The 26,724-nt window shown below is 63.9% G+C and carries 24 protein-coding genes; 8 read left to right on the plus strand and 16 right to left on the minus strand.

Annotation, left to right across the window (positions count from 1 at the left end; genetic code table 11):
* Nucleotides 1-17: 17 nt before the first annotated feature.
* The 4 genes from GL300_RS13275 to menC all read right to left on the minus strand — a co-directional run bounded on the left by GL300_RS13275 (nucleotide 18) and on the right by menC (nucleotide 5,513).
* Entirely contained in the window at nucleotides 18-1,988 is a 1,971-nt protein-coding gene (locus tag GL300_RS13275; protein WP_155040117.1) for a DEAD/DEAH box helicase, read from the minus strand.
* Between the two features lie 170 nt (nucleotides 1,989-2,158).
* Nucleotides 2,159-3,616, minus strand: coding sequence for an APC family permease (locus GL300_RS13280; RefSeq protein WP_155040118.1), 1,458 nt, complete (start codon nucleotides 3,614-3,616; stop codon nucleotides 2,159-2,161).
* 44 nt (nucleotides 3,617-3,660) lie between these two features.
* A complete protein-coding gene (locus GL300_RS13285; RefSeq protein ID WP_343043037.1) occupies nucleotides 3,661-4,389 on the minus strand; it encodes a GNAT family N-acetyltransferase in 729 nt (242 codons plus the stop codon).
* The gene (menC, locus tag GL300_RS13290) at nucleotides 4,386-5,513 is read right to left on the minus strand and encodes an o-succinylbenzoate synthase (protein WP_155040119.1); all 1,128 of its coding nucleotides are present in this window, start codon (nucleotides 5,511-5,513) and stop codon (nucleotides 4,386-4,388) included. The genes GL300_RS13285 and menC overlap by 4 nt, the downstream gene beginning before the upstream one ends.
* A 136-nt stretch (nucleotides 5,514-5,649) precedes the next feature.
* Here menC and GL300_RS13295 point away from each other — a divergent pair, with 136 nt between their 5' ends.
* Complete coding sequence (locus GL300_RS13295) at nucleotides 5,650-5,886, plus strand: hypothetical protein (protein WP_246195171.1); 237 nt, start codon at nucleotides 5,650-5,652, stop codon at nucleotides 5,884-5,886.
* Here GL300_RS13295 and ada read toward each other — a convergent pair.
* Complete coding sequence (gene ada / locus GL300_RS13300; RefSeq protein WP_246195172.1) at nucleotides 5,883-6,950, minus strand: bifunctional DNA-binding transcriptional regulator/O6-methylguanine-DNA methyltransferase Ada; 1,068 nt, start codon at nucleotides 6,948-6,950, stop codon at nucleotides 5,883-5,885. The genes GL300_RS13295 and ada overlap by 4 nt on opposite strands.
* Nucleotides 6,951-7,173: 223 nt before the next feature.
* On the opposite strand from ada, the gene otsB reads away from it, so the two are divergent.
* The 3 genes from otsB to GL300_RS13315 are packed head-to-tail and all read left to right on the plus strand — an operon-like array spanning nucleotide 7,174 to nucleotide 11,086.
* The gene (otsB, locus tag GL300_RS13305; protein ID WP_170297668.1) at nucleotides 7,174-7,914 is read left to right on the plus strand and encodes a trehalose-phosphatase; all 741 of its coding nucleotides are present in this window, start codon (nucleotides 7,174-7,176) and stop codon (nucleotides 7,912-7,914) included.
* An 8-nt stretch (nucleotides 7,915-7,922) separates the two neighbouring features.
* Nucleotides 7,923-9,707, plus strand: a complete 1,785-nt coding sequence (locus GL300_RS13310; RefSeq protein ID WP_155040121.1) for a glycoside hydrolase family 15 protein — start codon at nucleotides 7,923-7,925, stop codon at nucleotides 9,705-9,707.
* Nucleotides 9,704-11,086 (plus strand): alpha,alpha-trehalose-phosphate synthase (UDP-forming), encoded by a 1,383-nt coding sequence (locus GL300_RS13315; RefSeq protein WP_155040122.1) that lies wholly within the window; start codon nucleotides 9,704-9,706, stop codon nucleotides 11,084-11,086. The genes GL300_RS13310 and GL300_RS13315 overlap by 4 nt, the downstream gene beginning before the upstream one ends.
* On the opposite strand, the gene GL300_RS13320 is transcribed toward GL300_RS13315, so the two are convergent.
* The 5 genes from GL300_RS13320 to cyoA are packed head-to-tail and all read right to left on the minus strand — an operon-like array spanning nucleotide 11,061 to nucleotide 15,962.
* Nucleotides 11,061-11,759 carry an SURF1 family protein gene (locus GL300_RS13320; protein WP_211595071.1) on the minus strand — a complete coding sequence of 233 codons (699 nt, stop codon included), beginning with the start codon at nucleotides 11,757-11,759 and terminating at the stop codon, nucleotides 11,061-11,063. The genes GL300_RS13315 and GL300_RS13320 overlap by 26 nt on opposite strands.
* A 41-nt stretch (nucleotides 11,760-11,800) precedes the next feature.
* Nucleotides 11,801-12,175: a cytochrome o ubiquinol oxidase subunit IV gene (gene cyoD / locus GL300_RS13325; protein WP_192336809.1), complete on the minus strand. Its 375-nt coding sequence runs from the start codon at nucleotides 12,173-12,175 to the stop codon at nucleotides 11,801-11,803.
* A complete protein-coding gene (gene cyoC / locus GL300_RS13330) occupies nucleotides 12,175-12,795 on the minus strand; it encodes a cytochrome o ubiquinol oxidase subunit III (protein WP_155040125.1) in 621 nt (206 codons plus the stop codon). The genes cyoD and cyoC overlap by 1 nt, the downstream gene beginning before the upstream one ends.
* 4 nt (nucleotides 12,796-12,799) lie before the next feature.
* Nucleotides 12,800-14,809, minus strand: coding sequence for a cytochrome o ubiquinol oxidase subunit I (gene cyoB, locus GL300_RS13335; protein ID WP_155040126.1), 2,010 nt, complete (start codon nucleotides 14,807-14,809; stop codon nucleotides 12,800-12,802).
* Nucleotides 14,810-14,822: 13 nt separating this feature from the next.
* A complete protein-coding gene (gene cyoA, locus GL300_RS13340; protein ID WP_246195184.1) occupies nucleotides 14,823-15,962 on the minus strand; it encodes a ubiquinol oxidase subunit II in 1,140 nt (379 codons plus the stop codon).
* 281 nt (nucleotides 15,963-16,243) lie between these two features.
* On the opposite strand from cyoA, the gene GL300_RS13345 reads away from it, so the two are divergent.
* From GL300_RS13345 to GL300_RS13360, 4 genes are all read left to right on the plus strand, one after another.
* Nucleotides 16,244-17,548 (plus strand): MFS transporter, encoded by a 1,305-nt coding sequence (locus GL300_RS13345; protein WP_155040128.1) that lies wholly within the window; start codon nucleotides 16,244-16,246, stop codon nucleotides 17,546-17,548.
* A gap of 116 nt (nucleotides 17,549-17,664) precedes the next feature.
* The gene (locus GL300_RS13350) at nucleotides 17,665-17,913 is read left to right on the plus strand and encodes a type II toxin-antitoxin system Phd/YefM family antitoxin (RefSeq protein WP_155040129.1); all 249 of its coding nucleotides are present in this window, start codon (nucleotides 17,665-17,667) and stop codon (nucleotides 17,911-17,913) included.
* A 3-nt stretch (nucleotides 17,914-17,916) separates the two neighbouring features.
* Nucleotides 17,917-18,333 (plus strand): type II toxin-antitoxin system VapC family toxin, encoded by a 417-nt coding sequence (locus GL300_RS13355; protein WP_155040130.1) that lies wholly within the window; start codon nucleotides 17,917-17,919, stop codon nucleotides 18,331-18,333.
* A 166-nt stretch (nucleotides 18,334-18,499) separates the two neighbouring features.
* Nucleotides 18,500-19,888 carry an L-cystine transporter gene (locus GL300_RS13360; protein ID WP_155040131.1) on the plus strand — a complete coding sequence of 463 codons (1,389 nt, stop codon included), beginning with the start codon at nucleotides 18,500-18,502 and terminating at the stop codon, nucleotides 19,886-19,888.
* A 20-nt stretch (nucleotides 19,889-19,908) separates the two neighbouring features.
* Here the strand turns inward: GL300_RS13360 and GL300_RS13365 are convergent, their stop codons facing one another.
* The 6 genes from GL300_RS13365 to GL300_RS13390 all read right to left on the minus strand — a co-directional run bounded on the left by GL300_RS13365 (nucleotide 19,909) and on the right by GL300_RS13390 (nucleotide 26,651).
* Nucleotides 19,909-20,643 (minus strand): SDR family oxidoreductase, encoded by a 735-nt coding sequence (locus GL300_RS13365; protein ID WP_155040132.1) that lies wholly within the window; start codon nucleotides 20,641-20,643, stop codon nucleotides 19,909-19,911.
* Nucleotides 20,644-20,653: 10 nt separating this feature from the next.
* Complete coding sequence (locus tag GL300_RS13370; RefSeq protein ID WP_155040133.1) at nucleotides 20,654-21,604, minus strand: 2-hydroxyacid dehydrogenase; 951 nt, start codon at nucleotides 21,602-21,604, stop codon at nucleotides 20,654-20,656.
* On the minus strand, nucleotides 21,601-23,232 hold the full coding sequence (locus tag GL300_RS13375; protein WP_155040134.1) for an ABC transporter ATP-binding protein: 1,632 nt from the start codon (nucleotides 23,230-23,232) through the stop codon (nucleotides 21,601-21,603). The genes GL300_RS13370 and GL300_RS13375 overlap by 4 nt, the downstream gene beginning before the upstream one ends.
* Complete coding sequence (locus GL300_RS13380; RefSeq protein ID WP_211595073.1) at nucleotides 23,225-24,145, minus strand: ABC transporter permease; 921 nt, start codon at nucleotides 24,143-24,145, stop codon at nucleotides 23,225-23,227. Before GL300_RS13380 ends, GL300_RS13375 begins: the two co-directional genes overlap by 8 nt.
* Nucleotides 24,146-24,154: 9 nt before the next feature.
* On the minus strand, nucleotides 24,155-25,069 hold the full coding sequence (locus GL300_RS13385) for an ABC transporter permease (RefSeq protein WP_155040136.1): 915 nt from the start codon (nucleotides 25,067-25,069) through the stop codon (nucleotides 24,155-24,157).
* A gap of 79 nt (nucleotides 25,070-25,148) precedes the next feature.
* Nucleotides 25,149-26,651, minus strand: coding sequence for an ABC transporter substrate-binding protein (locus GL300_RS13390; protein ID WP_155040137.1), 1,503 nt, complete (start codon nucleotides 26,649-26,651; stop codon nucleotides 25,149-25,151).
* Nucleotides 26,652-26,724 lie beyond the last annotated feature (73 nt).

Consider the following 26,724-nt stretch of genomic DNA (forward strand, 5'->3'; position numbering starts at 1 on the left):
CGGCGCAACTGTATCGATCAGCCTTTGCGCTTGGGCGCGAAGCCCTTGCTGGGACCATCGGCCTTGCGCTTGGGCGCGGGCTTGGCCCAACCGGCTTTCGCACCGGCGGGCTTTGCCCCCGCAGGCTTGGCAAACTTGGCCTTTTCGCGCGGAGCGAAACCTTCGGTGGGGCGCTTCGCGGCTTTTTCGCCAGTGCTCCAACGCGCCTTGCGGGTCACGGCACCGTCGTCTTGACGGGGACGATCATCGCGGCGCTCAAAGCTGCGCTCGGGGCGCGGCTCATAGCTGCGTTCGGCGCGCGGTTCGCGGCGCTCTTCACGATAGCCTTCGCCCTCGAATTTCTTCTTGGGGTAGCCCTTCTTGACGGCAGGCTCGCGACGCGGCGAGGCGGCGGCGCGCTCAAAGTTCGGCATGCCCTGCTGACGGATCATCATCAGCCCGTCTTCCAGCTCGGTCGCCTCACCGAACTTGTCGGCGGCACCGGCGGCGATCTGGACGAAGCTTTCATGCTCGCGGACCTTGATCGCACCGATCACGTCCTTGGTCACCTGACCGGCTTCGCAAATCTTCGGCAGCAGCCAGCGCGCCTCGGCCCGGCCGGAATAACCGACGGTCAGGCTGAACCACACCGATTCACCGAAATCGCGCGGCTCACGCGGCGCGGACGGAGCAGGTTTCTCCTGCATCACCGTCAGCTCCTCGGGAGCGGGACGGCCTTCGCGCCACATCCGCACAAAGGCCGCAGCGACTTGCTCGGCGCCGAAGCGGTTGAGCAGTTCGGCGGTCAGCGCGCTGTCCTCGCCCGCGGGCTCGGTCAGGGCGGGGTCGGCCATCAGGCGTTCGTCATCCTTGGCGCGAACTTCGTCGGCGCTGGGGGCACCGGACCATTCGGCCTCAAGCTTCGCCATCTTCAGCAGGCGCTGTGCCTTTTTGTAATCCGAAGAGGTGACGATCAGCGCCGAGACACCCTTGGAACCGGCGCGGCCGGTCCGGCCCGAACGGTGCAGCAGGGTTTCCGAATTGGTCGGCAGATCGGCATGGATCACCAGTTCCAGCCCCGGCAGGTCGATGCCGCGCGCGGCCACGTCGGTCGCGATGCAGACCTGGGCGCGACCGTCGCGCAGCGCCTGCAGCGCATGGCTGCGCTCGGCCTGGCTCAGTTCGCCCGACAGCGCCACAACCTTGAAGCCGCGGTTGCCCATGCGGGCCAGCAGGTGGTTCACGTTGGCGCGGGTCTTGCAGAAGATGATCGAGGTCCGCGATTCATGCAGACGCAGCAGGTTGAAGATCGCCGGTTCGCGGTCGCGGGGCAGCACGCTATAGGCGCGGTATTCGATGTCGCCATGCTGGCGCGCCTCGCCCTGTGCGACGATGCGCAGCGCGTCCTTCTGGAAGTCACGGGCCAGCTTTTCGATCGCCGGCGGCACCGTGGCCGAGAACATCAGCGTGCGGCGCTCGGCCGGGGCGGCTTCGAGGATGAATTCCAGATCTTCGCGGAAGCCCAGATCCAGCATCTCGTCGGCCTCGTCCAGCACGGCGGCGCGCAGCTGGGACAGGTTCAGACCACCGCGATCGATATGGTCGCGCAGACGGCCGGGGGTGCCGACGACGATATGCGGGCCACGCTCAAGTGCGCGGCGCTCATTGCGGTAATCCATGCCGCCGACGCAGGTGGCGATCTGAACGCCCGCCTCGCCATACAGCCATGCCAGTTCGCGGGCGACCTGCAGCGCCAGTTCCCGGGTCGGCGCGATGGCCAGACCCAGCGGGGCATCGACCGGCGTAACGCGGTCTTCGCCCTGCAGGATATCGGGGGCAACGGCCAGACCAAAGGCCACGGTCTTGCCCGAGCCGGTCTGCGCCGAGACCAGCATGTCGCGGCCTTCGGCCTCGGAAGCCAGCACGGCCTCTTGCACAGCGGTCAGGCTGGCATAGCCTTTGGCCGCCAGAGCCGCGGCCAGCGGCGCGGCAATATTCAGTTCTGTCATGTTTTCGCCAGAAAGGGGGGTGCCAAACACCCGATGAGCGGCACCGATCCCTTTGCGGCAGGAGAGCCAAGGCTCCGCCGCTCCGGACGCGCAGCGCCAGAAGGGGGCCATTTAGACGCGAAGGCCCGACAAGTAAAGCACGAAATGCACGTCGGGCCTGCGCAGGCTGGTTATTCCGCAGCGACACTCTCCAGCGCCGAGTTCCGCGAGGAATAGAACAGATAGAATGCCGCCGCCAGAACCAGCCAGATCGCGGTCAGCCGGAACACGATGCCGGGCAGGTTCGAGATCAGGTAGAGGCAGCTGAGGATGCTGAGGATCGGCAACGCCGGGAACAGCGGCACCTTGAAGCCGCGCTCGGCATCAGGACGGCGATAGCGCAGGATGATCACCCCAAGCGATACCACGGTAAAGGCGGTCAGCGTGCCCATGCTGGTCAGGTCCCACAGCACGTCCGAAGGCAGGAAGGCGGCGATCGCCGCGATCACGCAGGACACGATGACCGTATTCGCGGTCGGCGTCTGGGTCTGCGGGTTGAGGCGGCTGAACACCTTGGGCAGCATGCCGTCGCGCGACATGGCGTAAAGGATGCGGGTCTGGCTGTAGATCACCACCAGCGTGACCGAAAACACCGAGATCACCGCCCCCCCCGACAGTATCACCGCCGGAATCGGCGAGCCGGTGACATTGTGCAGGATCACGGCCAGACCGGCTTCTTGCCCGTCAAATGCGCCCTGCGGCTGCGATCCCAGCGCGGCCAAGGCCACCAGCAGGTAGAAAAGGATCACGATGATCAGGGCCAGCACGATCGCGCGCGGCAGATTGCGGCGCGGGTCCTTGACCTCGTCCCCGGCGGTCGACACCGCGTCCAGCCCGATGAAGGTGAAGAAGATCGACCCCGCCGCCGCGCTGACGCCAGCAAAGCCATGCGGCGCGAAGGGGGCAAGGTTCTGGCCGTCAAAGGCGCTGAAGGCGATCAGGATGAACATCACCAGCACCGCCAGTTTCAGCACCACCATGATAGCATTCACCCGCGCCGATTCCCGCGTGCCAGCCGTCAGCAGGAAGCAGCACAGGAACACCAGCACCGCCGCCGGCAGGTTGATCAGCCCGTCGCCGCCGAATTGCAGCGCATATCCGTCCGCGACCAGCGGCGCATGCAGCAGTGCACGTGGCAGTTCCAGCCCCGTCGTCACCATCAGCAGATTGTGCAGATATTCGCTCCACCCCACGGCCACCGCCCCGGCCGAAACGCCATATTCCAGCATCAGGCAGGCCGCGACCATGAAGGCCACGCCCTCGCCCAAAGTGGCATAGGCGTAGGAATAGCTGGAGCCCGAGACGGGGATCATCGAGCTCATCTCGGCATAGCACAGCGCGGTCAGCCCCGCCGCAAGCCCGGCGATCAGGAATGAAATCAGCACCGCCGGACCCGCCGTCGGCACTTGCTCGGACAGGACAAAGAAAATCCCGGTGCCGATGGTCGCGCCGACGCCCAGCATGGTCAGTTGGAACAGCGAGATATGCCGCCGCAACTGGACGCCGCCTGCATTTATGGCCTGCTCGTGGAAAAGGCGGACCGGTTTCTTGCGCAGGATGCGCTGCACAAGCGGTGTCGTATTCGTCATGTGTCTTTTGTATTCCCTGTCTTCCGGGGCCGCCGCCCCGCTTCTCAGCCCGTTTCGTCGGTGGAAACGGGGGCAGACAACAGGTAGGCCGGCTCGCGGCTGTCGAATCCGGCGACCCTTTGGCCGAGGGCAAAGGCCCGGGTCAAGTCCTCGCGTAGCCGCAGACGGGCCGACATTGCGGAATTTTTGTCCATTTGCATCATCGCATCGATATCCTTGGGGATGGCGATGCGTTGGGCGGTGGGGTCGGGATCGGGGCGATGACCTGCGGCGCGGGCGGTGACCGGGGCGCTGTTCAGGTCCCAGTCCAGCAGCAGCCGGTCCGAGGGCAGGCCGGCGTTGATGCCCTCCATCGCGCCGTAATAATCGTTCAGATAGGTCGCGGACGTCGCCCCCAACGCGCCGATATTCAGCCCGGCATTGACCGCGCGCAGCGGATCGAAAGTCCAGCGCACCCGGGTGATGTCGTGTGCCAGACACCAGTCGCGCTGGAACCATTTCAGCCGCAGACCCAGCTTCAGCCCCCGCGCCTGCGGCAGAACGGCAAGGCGATGGGAATGCTGCACCCCCGGCGTGGCGCTGGGAAAGGCGAACAGGAAGGCCAGCATCTGCTGCCCGTCAAAGGCGCCGGCGACCAGCCCGCCCTCATGCTGGATCGCCAGCATCAGGTCGGCATTGTCGGCCGGATCATCCGCGCCCCAGACCGCGCGTTGCAGGTCCTCCGAGGCGCGCAGCTCGGCCAATGAGGCCAGTTCGCGCAGAACCACACTCACCGGAAGTCCTCGCGCGCGCCGGTGACCTGGTCAAGGAAGCTGCGGTCCAGCGTCACCCCCAAGCCCGGCCCATGCCGCGGCACCGCCATCAGGCCGTTATCGGACTCAAGCTTCTGCTCGATTATATCCTTTGTAAAATAACGACTTGCGGATGATGTATCACCCGGTTTCGAGAAGTTCGGCAGGCTGGCCAGATGGATGTTCTGCGCCCGGCCAATGCCCGATTCCAGCATGCCGCCGCACCAGACCGGCACGTCGAAGGCCGCGCACAGGTCATGGATGGCGCGGGCCTCGGCAAAGCCTCCGACCCGGCCGACCTTGATGTTGATGACCCGCGCGGCCTCGGCCACCAGCGCCTTGCGCGCATCCGTGGCCGAGCGGATGCTTTCATCCAGACAGATCGCCGTGGTCAGTCGCGCCTGCACTTTCGCATGGTCGTGGATGTCGTCGAAAGCCAGCGGCTGCTCGATATAATCCAGCCCGAAACGGTCCATCTGCACCAGCAAAGGCAGGTCCGGCAGGCGGTAATCGGTATTGGCATCGACGGTCAGCTTGATGTCGGGGAAACGCCCGCGCACCGCCTCCAGCAGCTTCAGGTCATGGCCGCGCTTGATCTTCAGCTTGACCCGGCGATAGCCCGAGGCAACGGCGGTCTCGACCCGTTCCAGCGTGGTCGGGATATCGGCAATGCCAAGGCTGACGCCAACCTCGACCGCATCGCGCACCCCGCCCAGCAGCGCCGAAAGCGGCTGGTTCAGCGCCTTGGCCCACAGGTCCCAGAAGGCCATCTCGACCATGGCCTTGGCCATGCGATGACCGCGCCAGGGGGCCAGTTCAGCGGCAATCTCGGCGGGGTTCGCGAAGCGCCGCCCGATCAGTCCCGGCAGCACCGCCTGCCGCAGGAAATCCAGCGCGCCGGCCTGGGTTTCCTCAAGATAGTCAGGCAGCACGTCCATGACGCCCTCGCCGTAGCCCTCCAGCCCCTCGCCGCGCAGCGTCAGCAGCGGGAACACCTTCTCGGTCATCGTCCCGGTCGAAATCACGAAAGGCGTCAGCAAAGGCAGCCGCACAAGCCGCAATTCCGCCGAGTCAATGCGAAGGCCAAGGGGGGGTATGTCAGTCATGATCGTCTCGCTGGAAAGGCGCGCGCAACCTGATGGGAAAGCGCGACATTCGCAAGCCGGTGATTGTGCCTGCCGTCAGATCACCAGCATTTCGGGGATCAAAAAAGCCTCGCGGCGACAACCCAAGCAGTTCGGAATGAAACGCCCCCTTCATTCGGATTCCAGTCTGCGCTACAGACGGGCCATGCTGGTAGATCCGAACAACCCGTTCTTCGACCGCCTGTGGGTCAGGCTTCTTTGCGTTCTGGCGCCATTGGGCTGGGCCGCGGTCGAGTTTTCCAATGCCGAGAACTTCTGGGGCGGCTGCTTTGCCGCCGCAGGCCTCTATCTGGCTTATGCGCTGTTCTGGGTCAGGGGACGGGACCGGAGCTAACGGTCCCCGGCCTCGCGGTCCAGCAATTCGCGCTTGCGCGCAATGCCCCAGCGATAGCCCGACAGCGCCCCATCCGTGCGCACGACCCGGTGACAGGGGATGGCGACCGCGATGGTATTGGCCGCACAGGCCCCCGCGACCGCGCGCATGGATTTCGGCTGGCCCAAGCGCCGGGCAAGCTCGGCATAGCTGACGGTTTCGCCGACGGGCAGATCGCGCAGGGCCTGCCAGACCCGCTGCTGAAAGGCCGTGCCGCGGATATCCAGCGGCAGGTCCAACCCTAGCGCCGGACGCTCGACAAAGCCGATGACCTGCGCCACCAGCTTTTCATATTCCGCATCCGCACCGACCAGACGGGCGCGGGGAAAACGGTCCTGCAATTCGCGCAGAAGCGGTTCGGGCTCATCGCCCAGCGAGATCGCGCAGACCCCCTTGTCGGTGCTGGCGACAAGGATCGCCCCCAGCGCACATTGGGCAAGGGCAAAGCGGATCTCGGCCTGCGCCCCACCCTGCCGATAGGCCTTGGGCGCCATGCCGATGATCGCGTCCGAGGTCGCATAGAAACGGCTGCCAGATCCAAATCCCGCCTGATAGATCGCTGCCGTGACGCTGCCTTCACTGGCCAGCGCGTCGCGCAGGCGACCCGCGCGATGCGCCTTGGCATAGCCCTGCGGCGTCAGGCCGGTCCGGGCCTTGAACTCGCGGTGAAAATGAAAGCGGCTCAGACCGATGCGGCGGGCAAGTTCCTCGGTCGAGGGCGGGGTCTCGGCCGCCTCGATGATGCGGCAGGCCTCAGCGATCAGGGCGTCATTGGCCTGTGCCGGTGATTGTCCGCGCGGATGGCAGCGCAGGCAGGGCCGGAAACCCGCTGCATCCGCCTCATCGGGGGTGGCAAAGAAGGCAATGTTTTCGGGACGGGCGCGGCGCGAGGGGCAGGACGGCCGGCAATAGACCCCGGTGGTGCGCACGGCATAGACGAACTGGCCATCCGCGCGCGGATTGCGGGCCAGAACCTCGCTCCAGCGCGGGTCGAGGGCTGCGTTTTGATCCTGTTGCATGAACATGATATAGCACCTTCCTGATCGTGTCGGGCATATCATGCGCGCGCTTCACGCGGAATGCGCCCCGGTTCTTGCTGTCAAATCGCAAGCCATGATGCGCGCGTCGGCCCCGCAAGCAGGTGGAACCCTGCCTGCGCCCACGACCTTTAGACTGGGGGGCATTGCCCGACCCAACCGAACCGCTAGGACCGCGAGCCCTTCGCGCCACTGGAAAAGGACGGAGCCTTTGAAGGACATCACCAAGGAATTCGGATCGCTCGATCTGGATGAACATGCTTTTTTCTTTGATTTCGACGGCACACTGGCCGAAATCGCCCCTCGGCCTCAGGATGTGATCCTTGCCCCCGAATTGCGCCGCGATTTATTGCGGCTGAGCATCCGGACCAAGGGCGCAGTTGCCGTCATCACCGGGCGCAACCGGGCCGAGATCGCCCCGCATCTGGACGCGGCGATCCCCGTCGCCGGGCTGCATGGGACGGATTTCCCCGGAGCAGCGCCCGCGCCCGATGATGCGCGCCGCTTGGCTGCAATCCGGCCCCTGTTGCCAGGATTGGCCGATCTGGTGGCAAGACATCCCGGCACCTTGCTTGAGGACAAGGGGCCGGGTCTGGCGCTGCATTGGCGCGGCGCGCCCCAGTTCGAAGCCGCGATGGTCGCCGCGGCTCAAGCCGCCCTGAATGCGCTTGGGCAGGGCTGGGCGCTGCAACCCGGTAAGTCCGTGGCCGAGATCCGCCCCATTGGCGACGACAAGGGCTCGGCCCTGTGCCGTTTCATGGAACTGCCGCCGTTTCGCGGCAGGCGTCCCGTCGCGTTTGGGGACGATCTGAACGACCTGCCGATGCTGCAGGCCGCGCGCGAGGCGGGCGGCATCGCCGTGGCGATGGGGGAACGCGACCTGCCTGCCGATATCCGGCTGGAGGGGCCAGTGGCGCTGGCGAAGTGGTTGGAAGAAAGGCTGGGCGCATGAGGAAACCGATGCAAACGCTTGAACTTGGGATCATCGGCAATGCCTCCAGCGCGGCGCTGCTCAACCAACATGGCGACATGATCTGGATGTGCCTGCCCCGCTTCGACAGCGATCCGGTCTTTTGCGGGTTGCTCGAACCCAAGGCGGGCGAGGACGAAGGCATCTGGCAGATCCGCTGCGACGACCTGACCGAGACCCGGCAAAGCTACCTGCGCAACAGCGCAATCCTTGTGACCGAACAGACCGACGCCAAGGGCAACCGGCTGCGGATCACCGACTTCATGCCGCGCTTTCGCGAGCGCGGGCGGATGTTCCGGGGCCGGACCGTGGTGCGCATCGTCGAGCCGCTGGCAGGCACACCGCGCATCACCATGCGCCTGCGCCCGCGCCACGGCTACGGCGCGCATGCCGCCCAAATCCGGCGCGGCTCGAACCACCTGCGCTACGAGTTGGGCGATCAGAACCTGCGTCTGACCACCTCGGCCCCGGTCGAATTCGTGGTGAATGAGACGCCCTTCCTGCTGGATCGCCCCCGCGTCTTTCTGCTGGGTCCGGATGAGCCGCTAAGCGATGCGCCCGAGGTGATCGCCTCGACCTTTCTTGAACGAACGCAGGAATACTGGGCCGATTGGGTGCGGGCGCTGTCGATCCCGCCCGATTATCAGGATGCCGTCATCCGCGCCGCGATCACGCTGAAGCTGTGCGAATATGAGGAAACCGGCGGCATCGTCGCCGCGCTGACCAGTTCGATCCCCGAATATCAGGGCACGGGTCGGAACTGGGATTATCGCTTCTGCTGGCTGCGCGACAGCTTCTTTACGGTCAAGGCGCTGAACAGTCTGGGCGTGACGCGGACGATGGAGGATTATCTGGACTATGTCCTGAACCTCGCCACCGGATCGCATGACGGCTACATGCAGCCGCTGTTCGGGCTGGGCCATGAGCGCGTGATCCTTGAGGAAAGCTGCGACGCGCTGGCGGGCTATCGCGGCAATGCGCCGGTCAGGCGCGGCAATGCGGCCTATGTTCAGGTCCAGAATGACGGCTATGGCTCAGTCATTCTGGCGGTCAGCCAGTGTTTCTTCGACCAGAGGCTGCCACGGTTGGGTGGCACGGATCTGTTCCACCGGCTTGAAGTTCTGGGCCATCAGGCGGTCGCGCGCTGGAATACCCCCGATGCGGGCCTGTGGGAATTCCGCACCCGCGAAAGCATACATACCCATTCGGCGCTGATGTGCTGGGGGGCATGCGACCGGCTGGCCCGAATCGCCGCGCATCTGGACATGTCTGATCGCGCCGCCCATTGGGGGGCCGAGGCCGCACGCATCCGCGAGGCGATCGAAGCTTATGGCTGGAGCGAGGCCCGCCAAAGCTATGTCATGGCCTTCGGCAGCGAGGATCTGGATGCCAGCCTGCTGCTGATGACCGAAATCGGCTTCACCACCGGACAGGACCCGCGCTACCGCGCCACCGTCGCCGCGATCGAGGCCGAGCTGCGGCAGGGGCATCACCTGTTTCGCTACAAGACCCCCGACGATTTCGGCGCGCCCGAAACCGCCTTTACTGCCTGCACCTTCTGGCTGATCGATGCCTTGTGCCGCCTGGGTCGTCATGACGAGGCACGCGAAATCTTTGCCGAGGTGCTGGCGCAAAGGAACGCGCTGGGTCTGCTGTCCGAAGGGGTCCATGTCGCCAGCCGCACGCTGTGGGGGAACTTCCCCCAGACCTATTCAATGGTCGGGCTGATCAATGCCGCGACCAAGCTGTCGCGGACATGGGAGGAGGTCGTTTGAGCCGTCTGATCGTCGTCTCGAACCGTCTGCCCGCGCTTGGCAAGGGCGTGGCGGCAGGCGGGCTGGCCGTGGCGCTCGATGCGGCGCTGAAGGACAAGGGCGGGTTGTGGCTGGGCTGGTCGGGCAAAACCTCGGACGCGCCCGGCCCGGCGCAGGTCCACACAGAAGGCGCGGTGACCTACGCCGCCCTGGACCTGACCGCCGAGGATGTGGCGGGCTATTATGACGGCATCTCGAATTCGGTGCTGTGGCCCCTGTGTCATTACCGGGCGGATCTGCTGGAATATAACCGCGCCGATATGGACCGCTACATGGCGGTGAACGGCAAGTTCGCCGATGCGCTGGTTCCGATGCTGCGACCCGACGATCTGGTCTGGGTGCATGACTATCACCTGATCCCGCTGGCCGAGGCCCTGCGCGAAAGGGGGGTCCAGAACCGGATCGGCTATTTCCACCATATCCCTTGGCCCGCGCATGACCTGTTTCGCGCCCTGCCCCGCGCGCGCTGTTTCCTGCAGGCGATGCTGGCCTATGACGTGGTCGGCCTTCAGACCCGCGCCGATGCCCGCAACCTGCGCGAGGCGCTGGACGCCCGCCGCCACGACCTTGAGGAAACCATCGCGCCACGCGGCACGCGGATCGGGGCCTATCCGATCTCGATCGACACCGCGGCTTTTGTTGCCCGCGCGCGGCGGGCGCGCGATCTGCCCCGCATCCGGGAACTGCACCAGCGTTTCGGGCCGCGCGACATGGTCATCGGGGTGGACCGGCTGGATTACTCCAAGGGACTACCCGAACGCCTGCGCGCCTTTGAACAACTGCTGGAAAACCATGCCGGGCTGCATAACCGTGTCAGCTTCCTGCAGATCACCCCGGCCTCGCGCAGCGGGATCGAGGGTTACGACCGCATCCAGCAAGAGGTCGCGGAACGCGCGGGTCGGTTGAATGCCAGCTATGGCACGCTGGACTGGGTTCCGGTTCGCTATATCAACCGCGCCTTCAGCCACAGCCTGCTGGCGGGGCTTTATCGCCTGTCCAAGGTCGGGCTGGTCACGCCGCTGCGCGACGGCATGAACCTTGTCGCCAAGGAATATGTCGCGGCGCAGGACCCCGAGGACCCCGGCGTGCTGGTCCTGTCGCAATTCGCGGGTGCCGCAGCAGAGATGCAGGGCGCACTGATCGTCAATCCGCATGATGTCGAGGAGGTCGCCACCGCCCTTGCCCGCGCCCTGACCATGCCGGTCGAGGAACGCCGCGACCGGCATGCCGCGATGATGCGCAGGCTGACGGCTTTTCCGGTGGCGGTCTGGGCGAAATCCTATCTGGCCGATCTGGAGGCGGCGCAGCGCCGGGTCAGTCCTGCGACCGATCCCGGCTGAGAACATAAAAGGCCCCGGCAGCCAGTCCCGCCGCCATTGCAAACCATGTCAGCGCATAGCTGAGATGGTTGTTGCGGAAGCTGACCACGGTCAGCCCGCCAATCGGCAGGGCCTGCGCAGCCGGGGCGCTGTCGGCGTCGATGAAATAGGGCGCGTGATCGGTCAGCCCGAAATGCTGCGACAGCGCCTCAACATCGCGAGAATACCAGCGCCCGCCTGCCGGGTCGTTGTCGCGCAGGAATGCTCCGCCGGGTTGCGTCAGGCGCAGAAGACCGCTGACCTGCTGCGGCCCTTCCGGGCGGGCGCGGGCGCTGGCCTCACGCCGGTCATCGGGGACAAAGCCGCGATTGATCCAGACCGCCCAGCCCTCGGGTGTGACCAGCGGGGTCATGACCCAGAAGCCCGAGCCCTGCCCGGTGACGGCCTTGACCAGAACCTCGTCCTGAAATTCGTAAGCACCCGCCAGCGCAACGCGGCGATATTCGTCCGCCTCGGGCGAGATCGCCGCCCATTCGGCGGCAGCGGGGGCAGGAGCGGCAGGGGCGGCGACGCGCGCCTCGACCCGCTCGATCAGATCCGTCTTCCAGGACAGACGCTGGACCTGCCAGACGCCCAGTCCCAAAAGAACGATGACGCCCACCACCGAGGCGAGCGCCATCAGCGCCCAGGCCATTCCTGACCTGGGCCGGCGCGGCCCGTGAGCCGCGCCCGACATCACGGCATGACCTGCAGTTCGTGGTTCATCTGCGGCATCATGTTCGTGTTCAGATGGAACATGACCCACAGCGAACCCGCGATCATGATGACCACGATCACGATGGTGAAGATCGCGGACAGCAGCGTCCAGCCTTCTTCGGCCGAGCTGTTCATGTGCAGGAAGTAGATCATGTGGACCAGCACCTGCGCCACGGCGCAAAGCACGACCAGACCCACCGTCATCACGCGGCTGTCGAAACCGCCGCCCATGACGACGCCAAAGGGGATGACGGTCAGGATCACCGCCAGCACGAAGCCGGTCATGTAGCTTTTGAAGCTGCCATGATCGTGATGCGCGCCGTGATCGTCATGATGGTTATGCGAATGTGCCATCAGATCACCCCCATGAGATAGACGACCGTGAAGACCCCGATCCAGATCAGGTCAAGGAAGTGCCAGAACAGGCTGAGGCACATCAGGCGGCGCTGGTTTGCCGCCGTCAGGCCGAACTTCATGACCTGAACCATCAGCGTGATCAGCCAGATCGAGCCGAAGGTCACGTGCAGACCGTGCGTGCCGACCAGCGTGAAGAAGGCCGACAGGAAGGCCGAGCGCTGCGGACCCGCGCCCTCATGGATGAGATGCGCGAATTCGTAAAGCTCGATGGCCAGGAAGCACAGGCCAAAGAACAGCGTGATCAGCAGCCATTTCAGCGTGCCCGCCTTGTCGCCCTTGGCCATGCGAAGCATCGCAAAGCCATAGGTGATCGACGAGAACAGCAGCATGGCGGTGTTGATCGCCACCAGCTCGAGGTCGAACAGGTCCTTGGGGCCGGGACCGGCCGCAAGGTTTCCGTGAAGCACCCCATAGGTCGCGAAGAGGACTGCAAACATCAGGCAGTCGCTCATCAGGTAGACCCAGAACCCGATATTGGTCGAGGCTCCTTCGGGGTGGTGATGGGGCTCGGTTTCCCAATAGGCGGCCGGGCCCTTCAGTTCGGTGATGGTGCTCATCGCATCATGCTCCCTGTGCCAGCTGAGCGTCGCGGGCCGCTTCGACCTCGCGCACCTCTTCGGCGGGGACGTAGTAATCCCGGTCGTAGTTGAAGGTGTGATAGATCGAGTAGCCGACCACGCCCAAGAAGGACAGGATGGCAAGCCACCAGATGTACCAGATCATGGCCATGCCGCAGACCGTGCAAAGCGCGGCCAGGATCACACCGGTTCCGGTGTAGCGCGGCATGTGGATCGGCAGGTATTCCGCCTTGGGGCGCGCCGCGCCGGCAGCCTTCATCTCGGCCCAGGCATCCAGATCGTGAACGACCGGATTGAAGGCAAAGTTGTAGGACGGCGGCGGCGACGAGGTCGCCCATTCCAGCGTGCGCCCGTTCCACGGATCGCCCGTCACGTCACGGTATTCCGGCTCGTTGCGCTTCCAGATCGAGATACCGAACTGGACGAACATCGCACCGATGCCAGCCGCGATCAGCAGCGCGCCAAAGGCCGCGATGATGAACCAGATCTGCAGGCTGGGATCGTCAAAGACGCGCATCCGGCGGGTCACGCCCATCAGGCCGAGGATGTAAAGCGGCATGAATGCCACCCAGAAGCCCACGACCCAGCACCAGAAGCTGACTTTGCCCCAGAACACGTTCAGCTTGAAGCCGAAGGCCTTGGGCCACCAGAAGTTGATCGCCGCGAACAGACCGAACAGCACGCCGCCGATGATCACGTTATGGAAGTGCGCGATCAGGAACAGCGAGTTGTGCAGCACGAAGTCCGCCGGGGGAACGGCCAGCAGAACGCCGGTCATGCCGCCGATGACGAAGGTCAGCATGAAGGCGATGGTCCACATCATCGGCAGCTCCATGCGGACGCGGCCATGATACATGGTGAACAGCCAGTTGAAGATCTTGGCCCCGGTCGGGATCGAGATGATCATCGTGGTGATCCCGAAGAACGAGTTCACCGAGGCGCCCGAACCCATCGTGAAGAAGTGGTGCAGCCACACCAGATAGGACAGGACCGTGATGCAGACGGTCGCATAGACCATCGAGGTATAGCCGAACAGACGCTTGCCCGAGAAGGTCGAGGTGACCTCCGAGAAGACGCCGAACAGCGGCAGGATGAGGATGTAAACCTCGGGGTGACCCCAGATCCAGATGAGGTTGATATACATCATCGGGCTGCCACCAAGGTCATTGGTGAAGAAGTTCGTGCCGATATAGCGGTCCAGCGTCAGCAGGATCAGCGTCATCGTCAGAACCGGGAACGAGGCCACGATCAGGATGTTCGTGCAGAACGAGGTCCAGGTGAAGACAGGCATCTTCATCATGGTCATGCCCGGCGCGCGCATCTTCAGGATCGTCACCATCAGGTTGATCCCCGACAGCGTTGTTCCGACACCCGCGACCTGCAGGCCCCAGATGTAATAGTCGACGCCGACCCACGGACTGTAGGCGATGCCCGACAGCGGCGGGAAGGCCAGCCAGCCGGTTTGCGCAAACTCACCCACGAACAGCGAAGCCATGACGATGATCGCACCGCCCGCCGTCATCCAGAACGAGAAGTTGTTCAGGAAGGGGAAGGACACGTCGCGCGCCCCGATCTGCAACGGCACGACATAGTTCATCAGACCGGTGACGAAGGGCATCGCCACAAAGAAGATCATGATGACGCCATGCGCCGTGAAGATCTGGTCGTAGTGGTGGGCGTTCAGATAGCCTTCCGAGCCGTTGAAGGCGATGGCCTGCTGAAGCCGCATCATGATCGCGTCGGCAAAACCGCGCACGAACATGATCAGGCCAAGGATCATGTACATGATCCCGATCTTTTTGTGGTCCACCGAGGTGAACCATTCTTTCCAGAGATAACCCCAGAGCTTGTATTTGGTCAGCAGCGCGACCGTGGCCGCGCCGCCGAGCACCACGGCGACAAAGGTCGCCGCGACGATCGGCTCCTTCGGGATGGCGTCCCAATTGAGACGCCCCAGAAGGAAGGTGGTTTCGACATTTGTAGGAATGGCCATCTGGGACTCCGGCTCAGAGTTGCTTGTCGACGGCGTCGGGTCGCCGCGCGTCCTGGATGAGCCGGGGCATGCTCAGCCCCAGACCAAGGCGGTTGTCGGGGCGGGGCAAGGCAATGCCGCGCATCGGCGTCTGGTCGACGCGGACGACCGGCTGCGACTGGCGCAGGTCCGAGAACATGCGTGCCGAATCCGCGGGGGTGCAGAAGCTGGTGACCATGAAGGGCTCTTGCCCCAGAACCGGGCGGGCAAGGCCGCGACGGATTTCCTTGTCATGGGTCAGCTGGGCCATGTTGATGGTCCCGGCCAGGCCGGTGCCACCCTTGGCATCCAGCGCCATCATCTCGGCCATGCAGATCTTACCTTCTTCGACGCACATGTTGACCACGCGGTCGAACAGTTCCGGATCGGTCTGCGCGAAGGTCATCGGCTTCACGTTCTCGGTCGGTGCTTCGAGCTCAAGATATTTCGCACGGTCCAGCGTACCGCCAGCGGCACGGGCTTCGTCGACCCATTGGTCGAATTCGGCCTGATCAAGCGCATGCGCCTTGAAGCGCATCCCCGAGAAGCCGTGGCCCGAATAATGCGAGGCAAGCCCCTGATATTCGCCGCCATGGTTGAAGACGCCGTGCAGCGTGGTCTCCATGCCGGGCATTGCATAAAGCATGCCAGCCATGGCCGGGATGTAGAAGGCGTTCATCACCGAGGACGAGGTCAGGCTGAACTCGATCTCGCGGTTGACCGGGACAGCCAGCTCGTTGATCGAGGCGACACCTTGTTCCGGGTAGATGAACAGCCATTTCCAGTCCAGCGCGACGACCTCGACGCGGAACGGGTCCTGCTCCGGGACCGGTTCGCTTGCGCTTAGTCGGTCCAGCGGACGGTAGGGGTCCAGAAGATGCGTGCCGACCCAGGTCAGCGCGCCAAGGCAGATGATGATGATCAGCGGCGCAGCCCAGATCACCAGCTCGAACTTGGTCGAGTGGTCCCAATCGGGGCGATAGGGCGCGTTTTTGTTCGAGGCGCGGTAGCGCCAGGCGAACAGCACAATCAGCACCATCACCGGAATGATGATGATGAGCATCAGGCCGGTCGAGGCCAGAAGCAGATCCTTTTGGCGCTCCGCGATGTCGCCGGAGGGCTTGAGCACCTCCATCTTACAAGCGGAGAGCGCGAGAATAGCGGGGGCAAGCGCGAGAAAGCGCGCCAGTCGGGGGAGTATACGCATGAAAGCCGTAACCTCAGCTGAAGAGGGGGCGTAGGGAGGGGTAGATCGGCCACCCCCTAATGGTTCGGGTCCGCGACAGACATAGGACAATTTGCCACACCCTGCGCATCTTGAACATCTGCGTTGACCAGACGAAGAACGCCCCCACTATTGCCTTAAAGTCCCCTCGCCCCCCACGCTGTCGGGTGCCCCTGATAGGTCAGCTAGACATGTGCGCAGCTACGCCCTCCTCTTCCAACCTTCCTCGTGAGGCCGCCGGACATGATGTCCGCCCGTCCGACATCGCGGTCGGCGTGATCATCGGACGCTCGTCCGAGTTCTTCGACTTCTTCGTTTTCGCGATCGCTTCGGTCATCATCTTTCCGCATCGGTATTTTTCCTTTGCGGATCCGTTGACTGCGACGCTTTGGTCCTTCGCGGTCTTCGCGCTGGCCTTCCTTGCCCGCCCGCTGGGCACGGCCCTGTTTACCGTGATCGACCGCCGCTACGGCAAAGGCACCAAGCTGACGCTGTCGCTGATGATTCTTGGTACCTCGACCGTCGGCATGGGTCTGATCCCGTCCTACGACCAGATCGGCGCGGCCTCGATCGCGGTGCTCTGCCTGTTGCGAATCGGTCAGGGCATCGCCCTTGGCGGCGCATGGGACGGTCTGCCCTCGCTTCTGAACATGAACGCGCCGGAAGATCGTCGCGGTCTTTATGTCATGGCGCCGCAGCTTGGCGCGCCGGTCGGCCTGATCGTCGCCAGCCTGCTTTTCGCCTATCTCCTGTCGAACATGTCGCAGGAAGACTTCCTGAGCTGGGGCTGGCGCTACCCGTTCTTTGTGGCCTTCGCGATCAACGTCGTGGCGCTGTTCGCCCGTCTGCGCATCGTGGTCACCCCGGAATACGCGCAAGCCTTCGAGGATCATGAGCTTGAGCCGACCAGCTTCCGCGCGGCCATCGCCAATGACGGCCACACGATCCTTGTCGGGGCCTTCGTGCCGCTGGCCAGCTTTGCGCTGTTCCACATGGTCACGGTCTTCCCGCTGTCCTGGATCTATCTCTACACCAACGAGACCCTGTCCAACTTCCTGGTGATCGAGGCGCTTGCCGCGGCCTGCGGCTTCCTCGCCATCATCCTGTCGGGCGTGGTCGCCGACCATATCGGCCACCGCAAGCTGCTGTTCCGCTGCGCGGTCGCCATCGCGATCTTCAGCCTGTTCGCGCCGCTGCTGCTTTCGGGCAACCAGATCGGCGAGGCGGTCTACATGATCATCGGCTTCATCATCCTTGGCCTCAGCTTCGGCCAAAGCTCGGGTGCGGTCGCTTCGCTGTTCGAGCCGCGCCGCCGCTATACCGGCTCGGCCATCGTCTCGGATCTGGCATGGCTGTTCGGCGCGGGCTTCGCTCCGCTGGCGGCACTGGCGCTGTCCTCGTGGCTGGGCCTGCCGGCCGCCGGGCTTTACCTGCTGTCGGGTGCGCTTTGCACCATGGCGGCACTATGGTTCGCCCGTCAGTTGCGCCTGCGCTAAGCCGGTCCAATCGCAAAAATCAGAACGCCCGGTGTTCCGCACCGGGCGTTTTTCATTGAAATCACCGCGTCCACGCCCTATCTATCTAGCCAGATAGCTAGCTAGTTGAGGTCGCCATGTGGACGCTTCAAGACGCCAAGAACCGTTTCTCGGCCGTAGTCGAGGCTGCCATGTCCGGCCAGCCGCAACAGGTCACCCGTCGCGGCAAGCCCGCGGTCGTCGTGCTGTCTGCGGCGGAATATGACCGGATGCGGGCGGCAGCGGCGGAAAATCGCGGCTCGTTCATCGCGCATCTGCTGGATTTTCCGGGTGTTGCCCCCGAGACCCCGCGCCAGACCGTCCGGCCGCGCGATGTCCAGTTCTGATTCATGCTGATTCTTGACACCAATGTCCTGTCGGCGCTGCGCCGCCCCGAGCGCAGCCCCGATGTCGCCGCATGGCTGACCCGTCAGGACGAATCGCAGCTTTACCTGTCAGTGGTGACGCTGGGAGAGATCGAGCGCGGCATTGCCCGGCAAGAAGAGGTGAACCCGCCCTTTGCCCGCGACCTGCGGGACTGGCTGACACGCACGGTAACGCTGTTTGCCGATCGCCTGCTGCCCTTCACCGCGACCGAGGCACAAATCTGGGGCAGGCTTTCCGCCCGGATCGGTCATGATGGCGCCGATCTGCTGATCGCGGCCACCGCCCTGGCCCATGACGCGACGGTGGTGACGGGGAATGTGGCGGATTTCCGCCCCTCGGGTTGCCGGATTCTGGACCCTTTCGTTCCACACGCGGTCTGAATCGCCGCAATTCGGGCGATGATTTCCCGGAACCCCTGCGGCTTGCGGAACATTATCATGGCTATCCGCGCCGCAGGGATATGCATATGCTTATTTTCCCGGCCCCCTTAATTCCGCCGGCCGATATGAATACTCCTATGGTCCCGTCCACTGCCGGAGAAGCGTCATGGCGCTCGTATTCATCAACCTGATCGTATTCATAGCCCTGTTATTCGCGATCCATCAGTTGCAGACGCGTGATCTGTCGCTGTCGGTCAGGGTCTTCATCGCCCTTGTCATCGGGACGCTGTTCGGCGTCGCGCTACAGATGCTGTATGGCTCGGGCTCCGAAACGATCAAGCAGACGATCAGCTGGATCAACATCGTCGGCAACGGCTATGTGCAGTTGCTGCAGATGATCGTCATGCCGCTGGTCTTTGTCGCCATCCTGAATGCGGTGTCGAAGCTGCATGACGCCTCGGCGCTGGGGCGGATCTCGGTGCTGACGCTGGGCACGCTTCTGCTGACCACGGCGATTGCCGCGCTGGTCGGGGTTATCATGGTTCTCAGCTTTGGCCTGACCGCCGAGGGGCTGGCCCATGGCGTGGCGGAAAGCGCCCGGCTTGAGACGCTGAACACCACCTATGCACCCAAGGTCGCCGACCTGACGGTTCCGCAGCTGATCCTGTCCTTCATCCCGAAAAACCCCTTCGCCGATCTGACCGGTGCCAATCCGACCTCGATCATTTCGGTCGTGGTCTTTGCCGCCTTCCTTGGCGCGGCGGCCATCCGGCTGGTCAACCGTGACCCCGAAAAAGGCCACCGCCTGATCGCATTTATCGACCTGATGCAAGCCTGGATCACCCAGCTGGTGCGGCTGATCATGGCGCTGACCCCCTTCGGTGTCATGGCGCTGATGACCAAGATGGCCGCGACCTCGAATGCGGGGGACATCTTCAACCTCGGCAAGTTCGTGATCGCGTCCTATATCGGGCTGGGCATCATGTTCGGGGTCCACGCGATCCTTCTGACCCTGACCGGCGTCAATCCGGTGACCTTCTTCAAGAAGGTTCTACCCGCGCTGACCTTCGCCTTTTCCAGCCGTTCCAGCGCCGCATCGATCCCGCTGAACGTCGAGATCCAGACCCGCCGTCTGGGCGTGCCGCAGACCATCGCGTCTTTTGCCGCGTCCTTCGGGGCGACGATCGGGCAGAATGGCTGTGCCGGGCTTTACCCGGCGATGCTGGCCGTCATGGTCGCGCCGACCGTGGGCATCAACCCGCTGGACCCGGCATGGATCGCCACGCTGGTCGCCATCGTCACGCTGAGTTCCGCCGGGGTCGCTGGCGTCGGCGGCGGAGCGACGATGGCCGCGCTGATCGTCCTGCCCGCCATGGGTCTGCCGGTCACGCTGGTCGCGCTGCTGATCTCGGTCGAGCCGCTGATCGACATGGGCCGCACCGCGCTGAACGTGAACGGCTCGATGACCGCCGGCACCATCACCTCGCAGATCCTTGGCCAGACCGACCGCGAGATCATGGCAAGCGAGGACCACGGCGAGCTGCAGAACGCCTGATCACGCCTTGCGGCAGGGGATCATCCCCTGCCGTAAAGCGGCATCGTCCGCGGCATGATGGTCAGGAAAGGCACCATCACCTCCAGCGGCATCACCGCCAGATCCGCCACCTGACGGGCCAGCAGCCCGACATCCATGCGCGACTCGATCGCCGTCGTGCCATTGGCCTGCGGCACACCCTGAGACATGCGGTCGGTGCGCGCGGTCGCGGCATTGCCGATATCGATCTGGCTGACCGCAATTCCGAAATCCCGGCAATCAAGGATCAGACTTTTCGTCAGCCCGGTGATCCCGTGTTTCGAGGCGGTATAGGCCAGGCTGTGCGGACGCGGACCGTAGGCCGAGACCGAACCATTGTTGATGATGCGCCCGCCCTGCGGGTCCTGCGCCTTCATCATCGCCACGGCGGCCTGCGCGCAGAAGATCGGCCCGGTCAGGTTGGTGGCGATGACCGTGGCCAGATCCTCGGGTGGCAGGGTCTCGAACGGAACGGCGGGGGTGTTGGTGCCGGCATTGTTGAACAGCAGATCGACCCGACCATATTCGTCCTTGGCGGCGGCAAACAGCGCCGCGACCGAGGCCGGATCGGCCACGTCGGTCGGAACCGGCAAGCCCCCTCCGGCCAGACGCGCGGTTTCCTCAAGGGCATCCTGACGGCGACCGGCCAGGACCAAGGACCAGCCGCGCCCTGCCAATTCGACAGCAACTGCCCGCCCGATGCCGCTACCGGCACCGGTGATGACTGCAACCTGCATTCGGATTCTCCTAGTTGACCGGTGTCAGCAAAGGCTGCCCGGCATAATGCGCGGCCAGATTGTCGACGACCAGCTGGGACATCTTGTCCCGGGTCTCGACCGTGCCGCTGGCATGGTGCGGATACAGAACGACGTTCGAAAGTTTCCCGAAACGCGGATCGGGATTCGGCTCATTCAGGAATACATCCAGCCCGGCCGAGCCCAGCCGCCCGCTTTCCAGCGCATCAAGCAGCGCGGATTCGTCCACCACCGAGCCGCGCGAGATATTGATGAAGCTGCCTTCCGGCCCCAGCGCGTCCAGCGCAGCAGCCGAGACCAGATGCGCCGTTTCCGGACCACCCGAGGCGGCGGCGATCAGCACATCAGACCAGCCCGCCATTTCGATCACGTCTCCGAAATACTGGTAGGGCACGCCGGGTTTCGGCGCGCGGCCATAATAGCCGATCTCCATCCCCAATGCCGCGCAGCGCTTGGCGATGGCGGCGCCGATCCGGCCCAGACCGACGATACCGACCTTGCGCCCCGAGGTGGTGCGGGTCAGCGGCAGCATCCCCTTGCGACCCCAGTCACCCGAGCGGACATAGGCATCGCCCACCACTAGATTGCGGCGCACGGCCAGCATCAGAAGGATCGCGATATCGGCCACGTCATCGGTCAGCACGTCGGGCGTATTGGTGAAGCGGATGCCACGGCGGGTCATCGCGTCCACGTCCAGCGTCTCATACCCGACCGAGGAGCAGGCAGCGATCTGCAGATGCGGCAGCCGCGTCAGGAAGGCGTCATCGGCGGGGAAATGGCCATTGCTGACCATGGCCGTGCAGGTTTCGCCAGCCTTGTCGATGAGGGCCTCACGCTCGACGGTGTCGGTCAACTTATACAGCGGAAAGACGTTGTAGGTATCTTCGAGAATCGCCAGTTTCTCTGGCCGGATCGGGGTGCAGACAAGAACATTCTGTTTCATGCGGGAACAAGTCCTTCTGACAGGCGGATCGCGCGTCGCGCCGCCTGAACTTCGGGGTCGGGATCAAGCGAGGCAGCCAGCAGCGCCCGCGTATAGGGCTGAAGCGGATGGTCGAAAATCTGGCCGGTCGGACCTTCCTCGACGATCTCACCGGATTTCATGACGATGACCCGGTCGGCAAAGTCGCGAACCACCGGCAGATCATGGGCAATGAACAGATAGGACAGGCCCAGATCACGGCGCAGCCCGTCCAGCAGCTCGATCACCTGCGCTTGGATCGACACGTCCAGCGCCGAAACCGCCTCATCGCAGATGATCAGCTTGGGTTCCAAGGCCAGCGCGCGGGCGATGGCGATGCGTTGGCGCTGCCCGCCCGAGAATTGGTGCGGATAACGCCGCGCCATGTCGGGTTGCAGGCCCACCTGCACCAGCAGTTCCGCGACGCGTTCCTTCCAGCGGGCTTTCGGCAGGATTTCGGGATGGACGACCCATGCTTCCGAGATGATCTGATAGACCGTCATCCGCGGATTCAGCGATTGCGTCGGGTCTTGGAAGACCATCTGGATATCGCGACGGATCGCAAAGATCTCCTTCGGCGACATCTGCAGCAGGTCACGGCCCTTCCAGATCACCTTGCCGCCGCTGGGCTCATCCAGACGCAGGATGGCCCGCGCCATGGTCGACTTGCCCGAGCCGGATTCGCCCACGATGGCCACGGTCTCGCCCGGCATGATGGTGAAGCTTGCACCCTTCAGCGCTTGGAAGCCGCCGTAATGCTGCTGCAAGCGTTCGACACGCAACAGAGGCTCGCCCTTGCGGTCGCCCTCTTCCCGCGTTTCACCCTTGCCGGGAGCGGCGTCGATCAGGCGCTTGGTATAGGGATGCTTGGGGTTGCGATAGACCTCGGCGGCCTCCCCGCTTTCAACGACCTCACCACGGTTCATCACCACGACGCGGTCGGCGATCTCGGCCACGACACCCAGATCATGGGTGATCAGCAGCAGACCCATGCCGGTTTCCTGCTGCAATTCCTCCAGCAAGGCCAGCACCTGCGCCTGCACCGTCACGTCCAGCGCGGTGGTCGGCTCATCCGCGATCAGGATGTCGGGCTTCAGCGCCAGTGCCATTGCGATCATCAGACGTTGCCGCTGCCCGCCCGAGAACTCATGCGGGTATTTGCCCATCGCGGCTTCGGGATCGGTGATGCCGACGCGCTTCAGCAGTTCCAGCGTGCGTGCCCGCGCCTTGTCGGCGGGCACATCATGGACGCGCATGATCTCGCAGATCTGCCAGCCGACGGTATAGACCGGGTTCAGATGGCTCAGCGGGTCCTGAAAGATCATCGCGATGCGCTTGCCGTTCAGGCTGCGGCGCTGCTCATCCGTCATCTTCAGCAGGTCGCGGCCCTCGAACAGGACCTCGCCCGATTTGATCTCGCCCGGCGGCATGTCGATCAGGTTCATGATCGTCGAGGCCGAGACGGATTTGCCCGAACCGGATTCGCCCAAGATTGCCAGCGTCTCGCCCCGGTCCAGATGCCAGCTGACATTGCGGACAGCGCTGACGGTTCCGGCGGCGGTGTGGAAATCGACCGAAAGGTTGCGGACCTCAAGCAGATGATCAGCCATTCTTGCGGCCTCCCATTTCAAGGCGCCAGCGCTGCACCGGATCAAGCGCGATCCGCATCCAAGCCGACAGAAGGTTCAGCGAAAGCGTGGTCAGGATGATCGCCAGACCCGGCCAGAAGGACAGCCACCATGCGTTCGTGAGGTACGGACGGCCCTGGCTGACCATCAGGCCCCAGGTGATCTCGGGCGGTTGGATGCCGATACCCAGGAAGGACAGCGAGCTTTCCGCCAGCATGACAAAGGCGAAATCCAGCGTAGCAATGGTGATCAGCGTCGGCAGCACCACGGGCAGGATATGGCGGAAGACGATGCGCATATCCGAGGTGCCCATGACGCGGGCGGCCGAGATGAACATGCGCTCGCGCACTTCCAGAACCTCGGCGCGGGTGGTGCGCAGATAGATCGGGATGCGGGTGATCGCCAGAACCAGCACGATATTCGCAACTGAAGGTTCCAGCATATACAGCACGATCACCGCCAAAAGCAGCGACGGGAAGGACATGATCACATCGCCAAGGCGCATGATCGCGCCGCTCCAGCGCGAGCGCGAATAGCCCGCGACCAGCCCCAGCGACGAGCCGATGATCATCGAACAGATCACTGCGCCTGCGGCGACCGCCATGGTGTTTTGCGCCGCGACAATGATGCGCGGCAGCAGCGGGCGGCCCAGTTGGTCCGCGCCGAGGATGTAAAGGAAGCCGCGCGCCAGCTCGAACGGGGGCGCATTGCGGCCGCGCAGGTTCTGGCGTGTCGCCTCATCCGACAGCCAGATCGGGCCGAAGATCGCGCAAAGCACGACAACCAGCAGGAACAGCGCGGCGAAGAAGGCGAATTTATCGGCCCAGAGCAATCGGATGAAGGTTCCGAAGCGTCCGCGCTCTTTCTGGGTGGTCGTTGTGTTGGTTTGGCTCATGGTCATGACTCAATACCGGATGCGAGGATCAAGCATCGCATAGGCGAGGTCGATCAAGAGATTCATGATGAAGATGGCCACGGCCGAGACCATGATCGCGGCAAGGATCACCGCGAAATCGCGTTGCAGGATGGCGTCGATCATCAGCTTGCCGATGCCGGGAAAGCCAAAGATGGTTTCCACGACCACCGCACCGTTCAGGATGCCCGCCGCCTGATCGCCGATCACGGTGATGACCGGCAGCATGGCGTTGCGCAGGCCGTGGACAAAGATGATCGGGCGCGGCGGCACGCCCTTGGCCTTGGCGGTTTTCACATAGGCCGAGGACAGCGCCGTGATCATCGAGCCGCGCACGACTTGCAGGATCAGCCCGAAGGGGCGGATGAACAGCACCGCGATCGGCAGCACCCAGTGCCAGACCGTCCCCGTCCCCGAGGTCGGCAGCCAGCGCAATTGCACCGCAAAGATCACGATGCCGACGATGGCGATCCAGAAATCCGGGGCCGAGGCCCCGATCAGCGAAAAGAAGCTGCTGATCCGGTCGAAGACGCCGCCGACCTTGAAGGCGGCGAGCGAGCCGATGACGATGGCCGCGACCGTGACCAGCGTCATGGTGATGACGGCAAGGGTCAGCGTCCAGCGGAAGCCTTCCAGAACGACATCCATCGCCGGGCGGGCCTGTCGGATCGAGTCGCCGAAGTCGAAATGCAGCAGGTCCCAGACATAGCGCCCGAATTGGACGATCAGCGGATCGTTCAGCCCGTGCAGTTCGCGGAATTTGTCACGCATTTCCTGCGTGGCGTCGATCGGCAGATACAGATCGGTGGGATCGCCCGTCAGACGGGACAGGAAGAAGACAAGGATGACAAGGCCAACGAGGGAAATCGCACTCGCGATGGCCCGCTTGCCGATGAAGCTTTTCATATCGGGTTCCTCGACCGGGGGCCTTGCGGCCAGTCGCGTGAGGCAATGGGGGACAGCACCGCCGCCCCCCGTAGTCAGATCACTTGAAGCCGATTTCCGACAGGCGAAGTTCGCTGTTCGTCGAAATCGTCGGCGTGTAGTCCAGACGCGGATTGACGCGGCTGAAGCCAACCATGTGGAACATCTCGACATCGCCGATGAGGTTCTCGTGGATGTCCTTCATCACATCCGACCACAGGGCGGCGCGGTTGTCACCGCTGGCCTCGGTCGCCTTCGAGATCTCGGCGTCGAGTTCCGGATAGACCAGACCCGATTGCAGCCCCTCGGTGCCATATTTGAAGTACATCGAGAAGACCGGGTCGCCCTTGGCATTGTCATGCTGGGCGGCGACCAGTTGCGGACCACGACCTTCGCCGAAGGGGCGGTTGTAGTAGGTGTTGTATTCCGCGACTTCGGTCATCTGCAGCTTGGTGTTGAAGCCCACGTCGTTCAGCATCTGCGACATGGCCTCAAGGATCTCGGTGATGTTGGGGAACATCCCCAGACGACCGACGATCAGGATTTCCTGATCCACCGGGACACCGGCGGCCTTGGCTTCCTCCAGCAGTTGCTTGGCGCGCTCGGGATCGAAGGGATAGGGCTTCAGATCCTTGTTATAGCCCAGCGTCGTCGGCGGAACCACGGCGGTAGCCTTTTGCGCATCCTTGGCGACCAGCGTGCCGATGAAGGCGTCGCGGTCGATGGCAAGGTTCATCGCCTCGCGGACACGACGGTCGTTCAGCGGCGCGGTGGCGTGATCGACGCGCAGATAGGTGGTTTCCGAGTTCGGATAGGCGAAATCGGTCGCGGCATTGGTCGCGTCCAGCTCGCTGATGACCGGGGCAATGTCAGCCTCGCCGACTTCGACCATGGCGGCGCGGACGGCGCTGTCATCGCGGAAGACGTAAGTGGCCTTGGTCACGGTCGGTTTGTCGCCCCAGTAGCCGTCGCGCTGGGTCAGGATGATGTTCGTTCCGATATTGCGCTCGGACATCTCATAGGGACCGGTGCCGATCGGCTTTTGCTGCATTTCCAGCGGGGTTTCCTCGGGGACGATGGTCAGCGAGGACATCAGCAGCGGCAGGATCGGCTGGGCCGGGTCGGTGGTGATGTCGACGGTCAGGTCGTCGACCTTGGTGGCGGTGATCTTGAAACCACCGAAATACTTGCCGCCGATCTCGCAGGTCATCTTGTCGCTGATCGTGCGCTCAAGCGAATGGATCACGTCCTGCGCCTTGAAGTCGGTCCCGTCCGAGAAGGTGACGCCGGGACGCAGCTTGAAGCGCCAGGTGCCGGGCTGGGTTTCTTCCCAGCTTTCGGCCAGAAGCGGCTTCAGCGTGGCGGTCGCGGGTTCATAGACGGTCAGCGTCTCGCTGATATTGCCCAGCAGGACACGCCCGATATTCGACTGCGACGACATGCAGGGGTCGATCAGCTCCAGCTCTTCGCTGAGCACGATGGTGACGTCGTGATTGGCTTGCGCATAGGCTGCCCCGCTCGCGATGGTACTCGCCAGCAGCGCGCCGATAAGGGTCGCTTTCATGTTTCCTCCCATGTTCAAGTCGCTTCGTTCAGCGCCCTCCTCGGCGCTTGTCCTTCCGAATCAACTCCTAAGT

Source organism: Paracoccus litorisediminis (assembly GCF_009711205.1).
GTDB lineage: Bacteria > Pseudomonadota > Alphaproteobacteria > Rhodobacterales > Rhodobacteraceae > Paracoccus > Paracoccus litorisediminis.

Excerpts from the sequence above, each read along its gene's own strand:
- GL300_RS13275 (WP_155040117.1), bottom strand. The coding sequence starts at position 1,988 with ATGACAGAACTGAATATTGCCGCGCCGCTGGCCGCGGCTCTGGCGGCC.
- GL300_RS13280 (WP_155040118.1), bottom strand. The coding sequence starts at position 3,616 with ATGACGAATACGACACCGCTTGTGCAGCGCATCCTGCGCAAGAAACCG.
- menC (WP_155040119.1), bottom strand. The coding sequence starts at position 5,513 with ATGACTGACATACCCCCCCTTGGCCTTCGCATTGACTCGGCGGAATTG.
- GL300_RS13295 (WP_246195171.1), top strand. The coding sequence starts at position 5,650 with ATGAAACGCCCCCTTCATTCGGATTCCAGTCTGCGCTACAGACGGGCC.
- ada (WP_246195172.1), bottom strand. The coding sequence starts at position 6,950 with ATGTTCATGCAACAGGATCAAAACGCAGCCCTCGACCCGCGCTGGAGC.
- GL300_RS13310 (WP_155040121.1), top strand. The coding sequence starts at position 7,923 with ATGCAAACGCTTGAACTTGGGATCATCGGCAATGCCTCCAGCGCGGCG.
- GL300_RS13320 (WP_211595071.1), bottom strand. The coding sequence starts at position 11,759 with ATGGCCTGGGCGCTGATGGCGCTCGCCTCGGTGGTGGGCGTCATCGTT.
- cyoD (WP_192336809.1), bottom strand. The coding sequence starts at position 12,175 with ATGGCACATTCGCATAACCATCATGACGATCACGGCGCGCATCACGAT.
- cyoC (WP_155040125.1), bottom strand. The coding sequence starts at position 12,795 with ATGAGCACCATCACCGAACTGAAGGGCCCGGCCGCCTATTGGGAAACC.
- cyoB (WP_155040126.1), bottom strand. The coding sequence starts at position 14,809 with ATGGCCATTCCTACAAATGTCGAAACCACCTTCCTTCTGGGGCGTCTC.
- cyoA (WP_246195184.1), bottom strand. The coding sequence starts at position 15,962 with ATGGAGGTGCTCAAGCCCTCCGGCGACATCGCGGAGCGCCAAAAGGAT.
- GL300_RS13345 (WP_155040128.1), top strand. The coding sequence starts at position 16,244 with ATGTGCGCAGCTACGCCCTCCTCTTCCAACCTTCCTCGTGAGGCCGCC.
- GL300_RS13350 (WP_155040129.1), top strand. The coding sequence starts at position 17,665 with ATGTGGACGCTTCAAGACGCCAAGAACCGTTTCTCGGCCGTAGTCGAG.
- GL300_RS13355 (WP_155040130.1), top strand. The coding sequence starts at position 17,917 with ATGCTGATTCTTGACACCAATGTCCTGTCGGCGCTGCGCCGCCCCGAG.
- GL300_RS13360 (WP_155040131.1), top strand. The coding sequence starts at position 18,500 with ATGGCGCTCGTATTCATCAACCTGATCGTATTCATAGCCCTGTTATTC.
- GL300_RS13365 (WP_155040132.1), bottom strand. The coding sequence starts at position 20,643 with ATGCAGGTTGCAGTCATCACCGGTGCCGGTAGCGGCATCGGGCGGGCA.
- GL300_RS13370 (WP_155040133.1), bottom strand. The coding sequence starts at position 21,604 with ATGAAACAGAATGTTCTTGTCTGCACCCCGATCCGGCCAGAGAAACTG.
- GL300_RS13375 (WP_155040134.1), bottom strand. The coding sequence starts at position 23,232 with ATGGCTGATCATCTGCTTGAGGTCCGCAACCTTTCGGTCGATTTCCAC.
- GL300_RS13380 (WP_211595073.1), bottom strand. The coding sequence starts at position 24,145 with ATGAGCCAAACCAACACAACGACCACCCAGAAAGAGCGCGGACGCTTC.
- GL300_RS13385 (WP_155040136.1), bottom strand. The coding sequence starts at position 25,069 with ATGAAAAGCTTCATCGGCAAGCGGGCCATCGCGAGTGCGATTTCCCTC.
- GL300_RS13390 (WP_155040137.1), bottom strand. The coding sequence starts at position 26,651 with ATGAAAGCGACCCTTATCGGCGCGCTGCTGGCGAGTACCATCGCGAGC.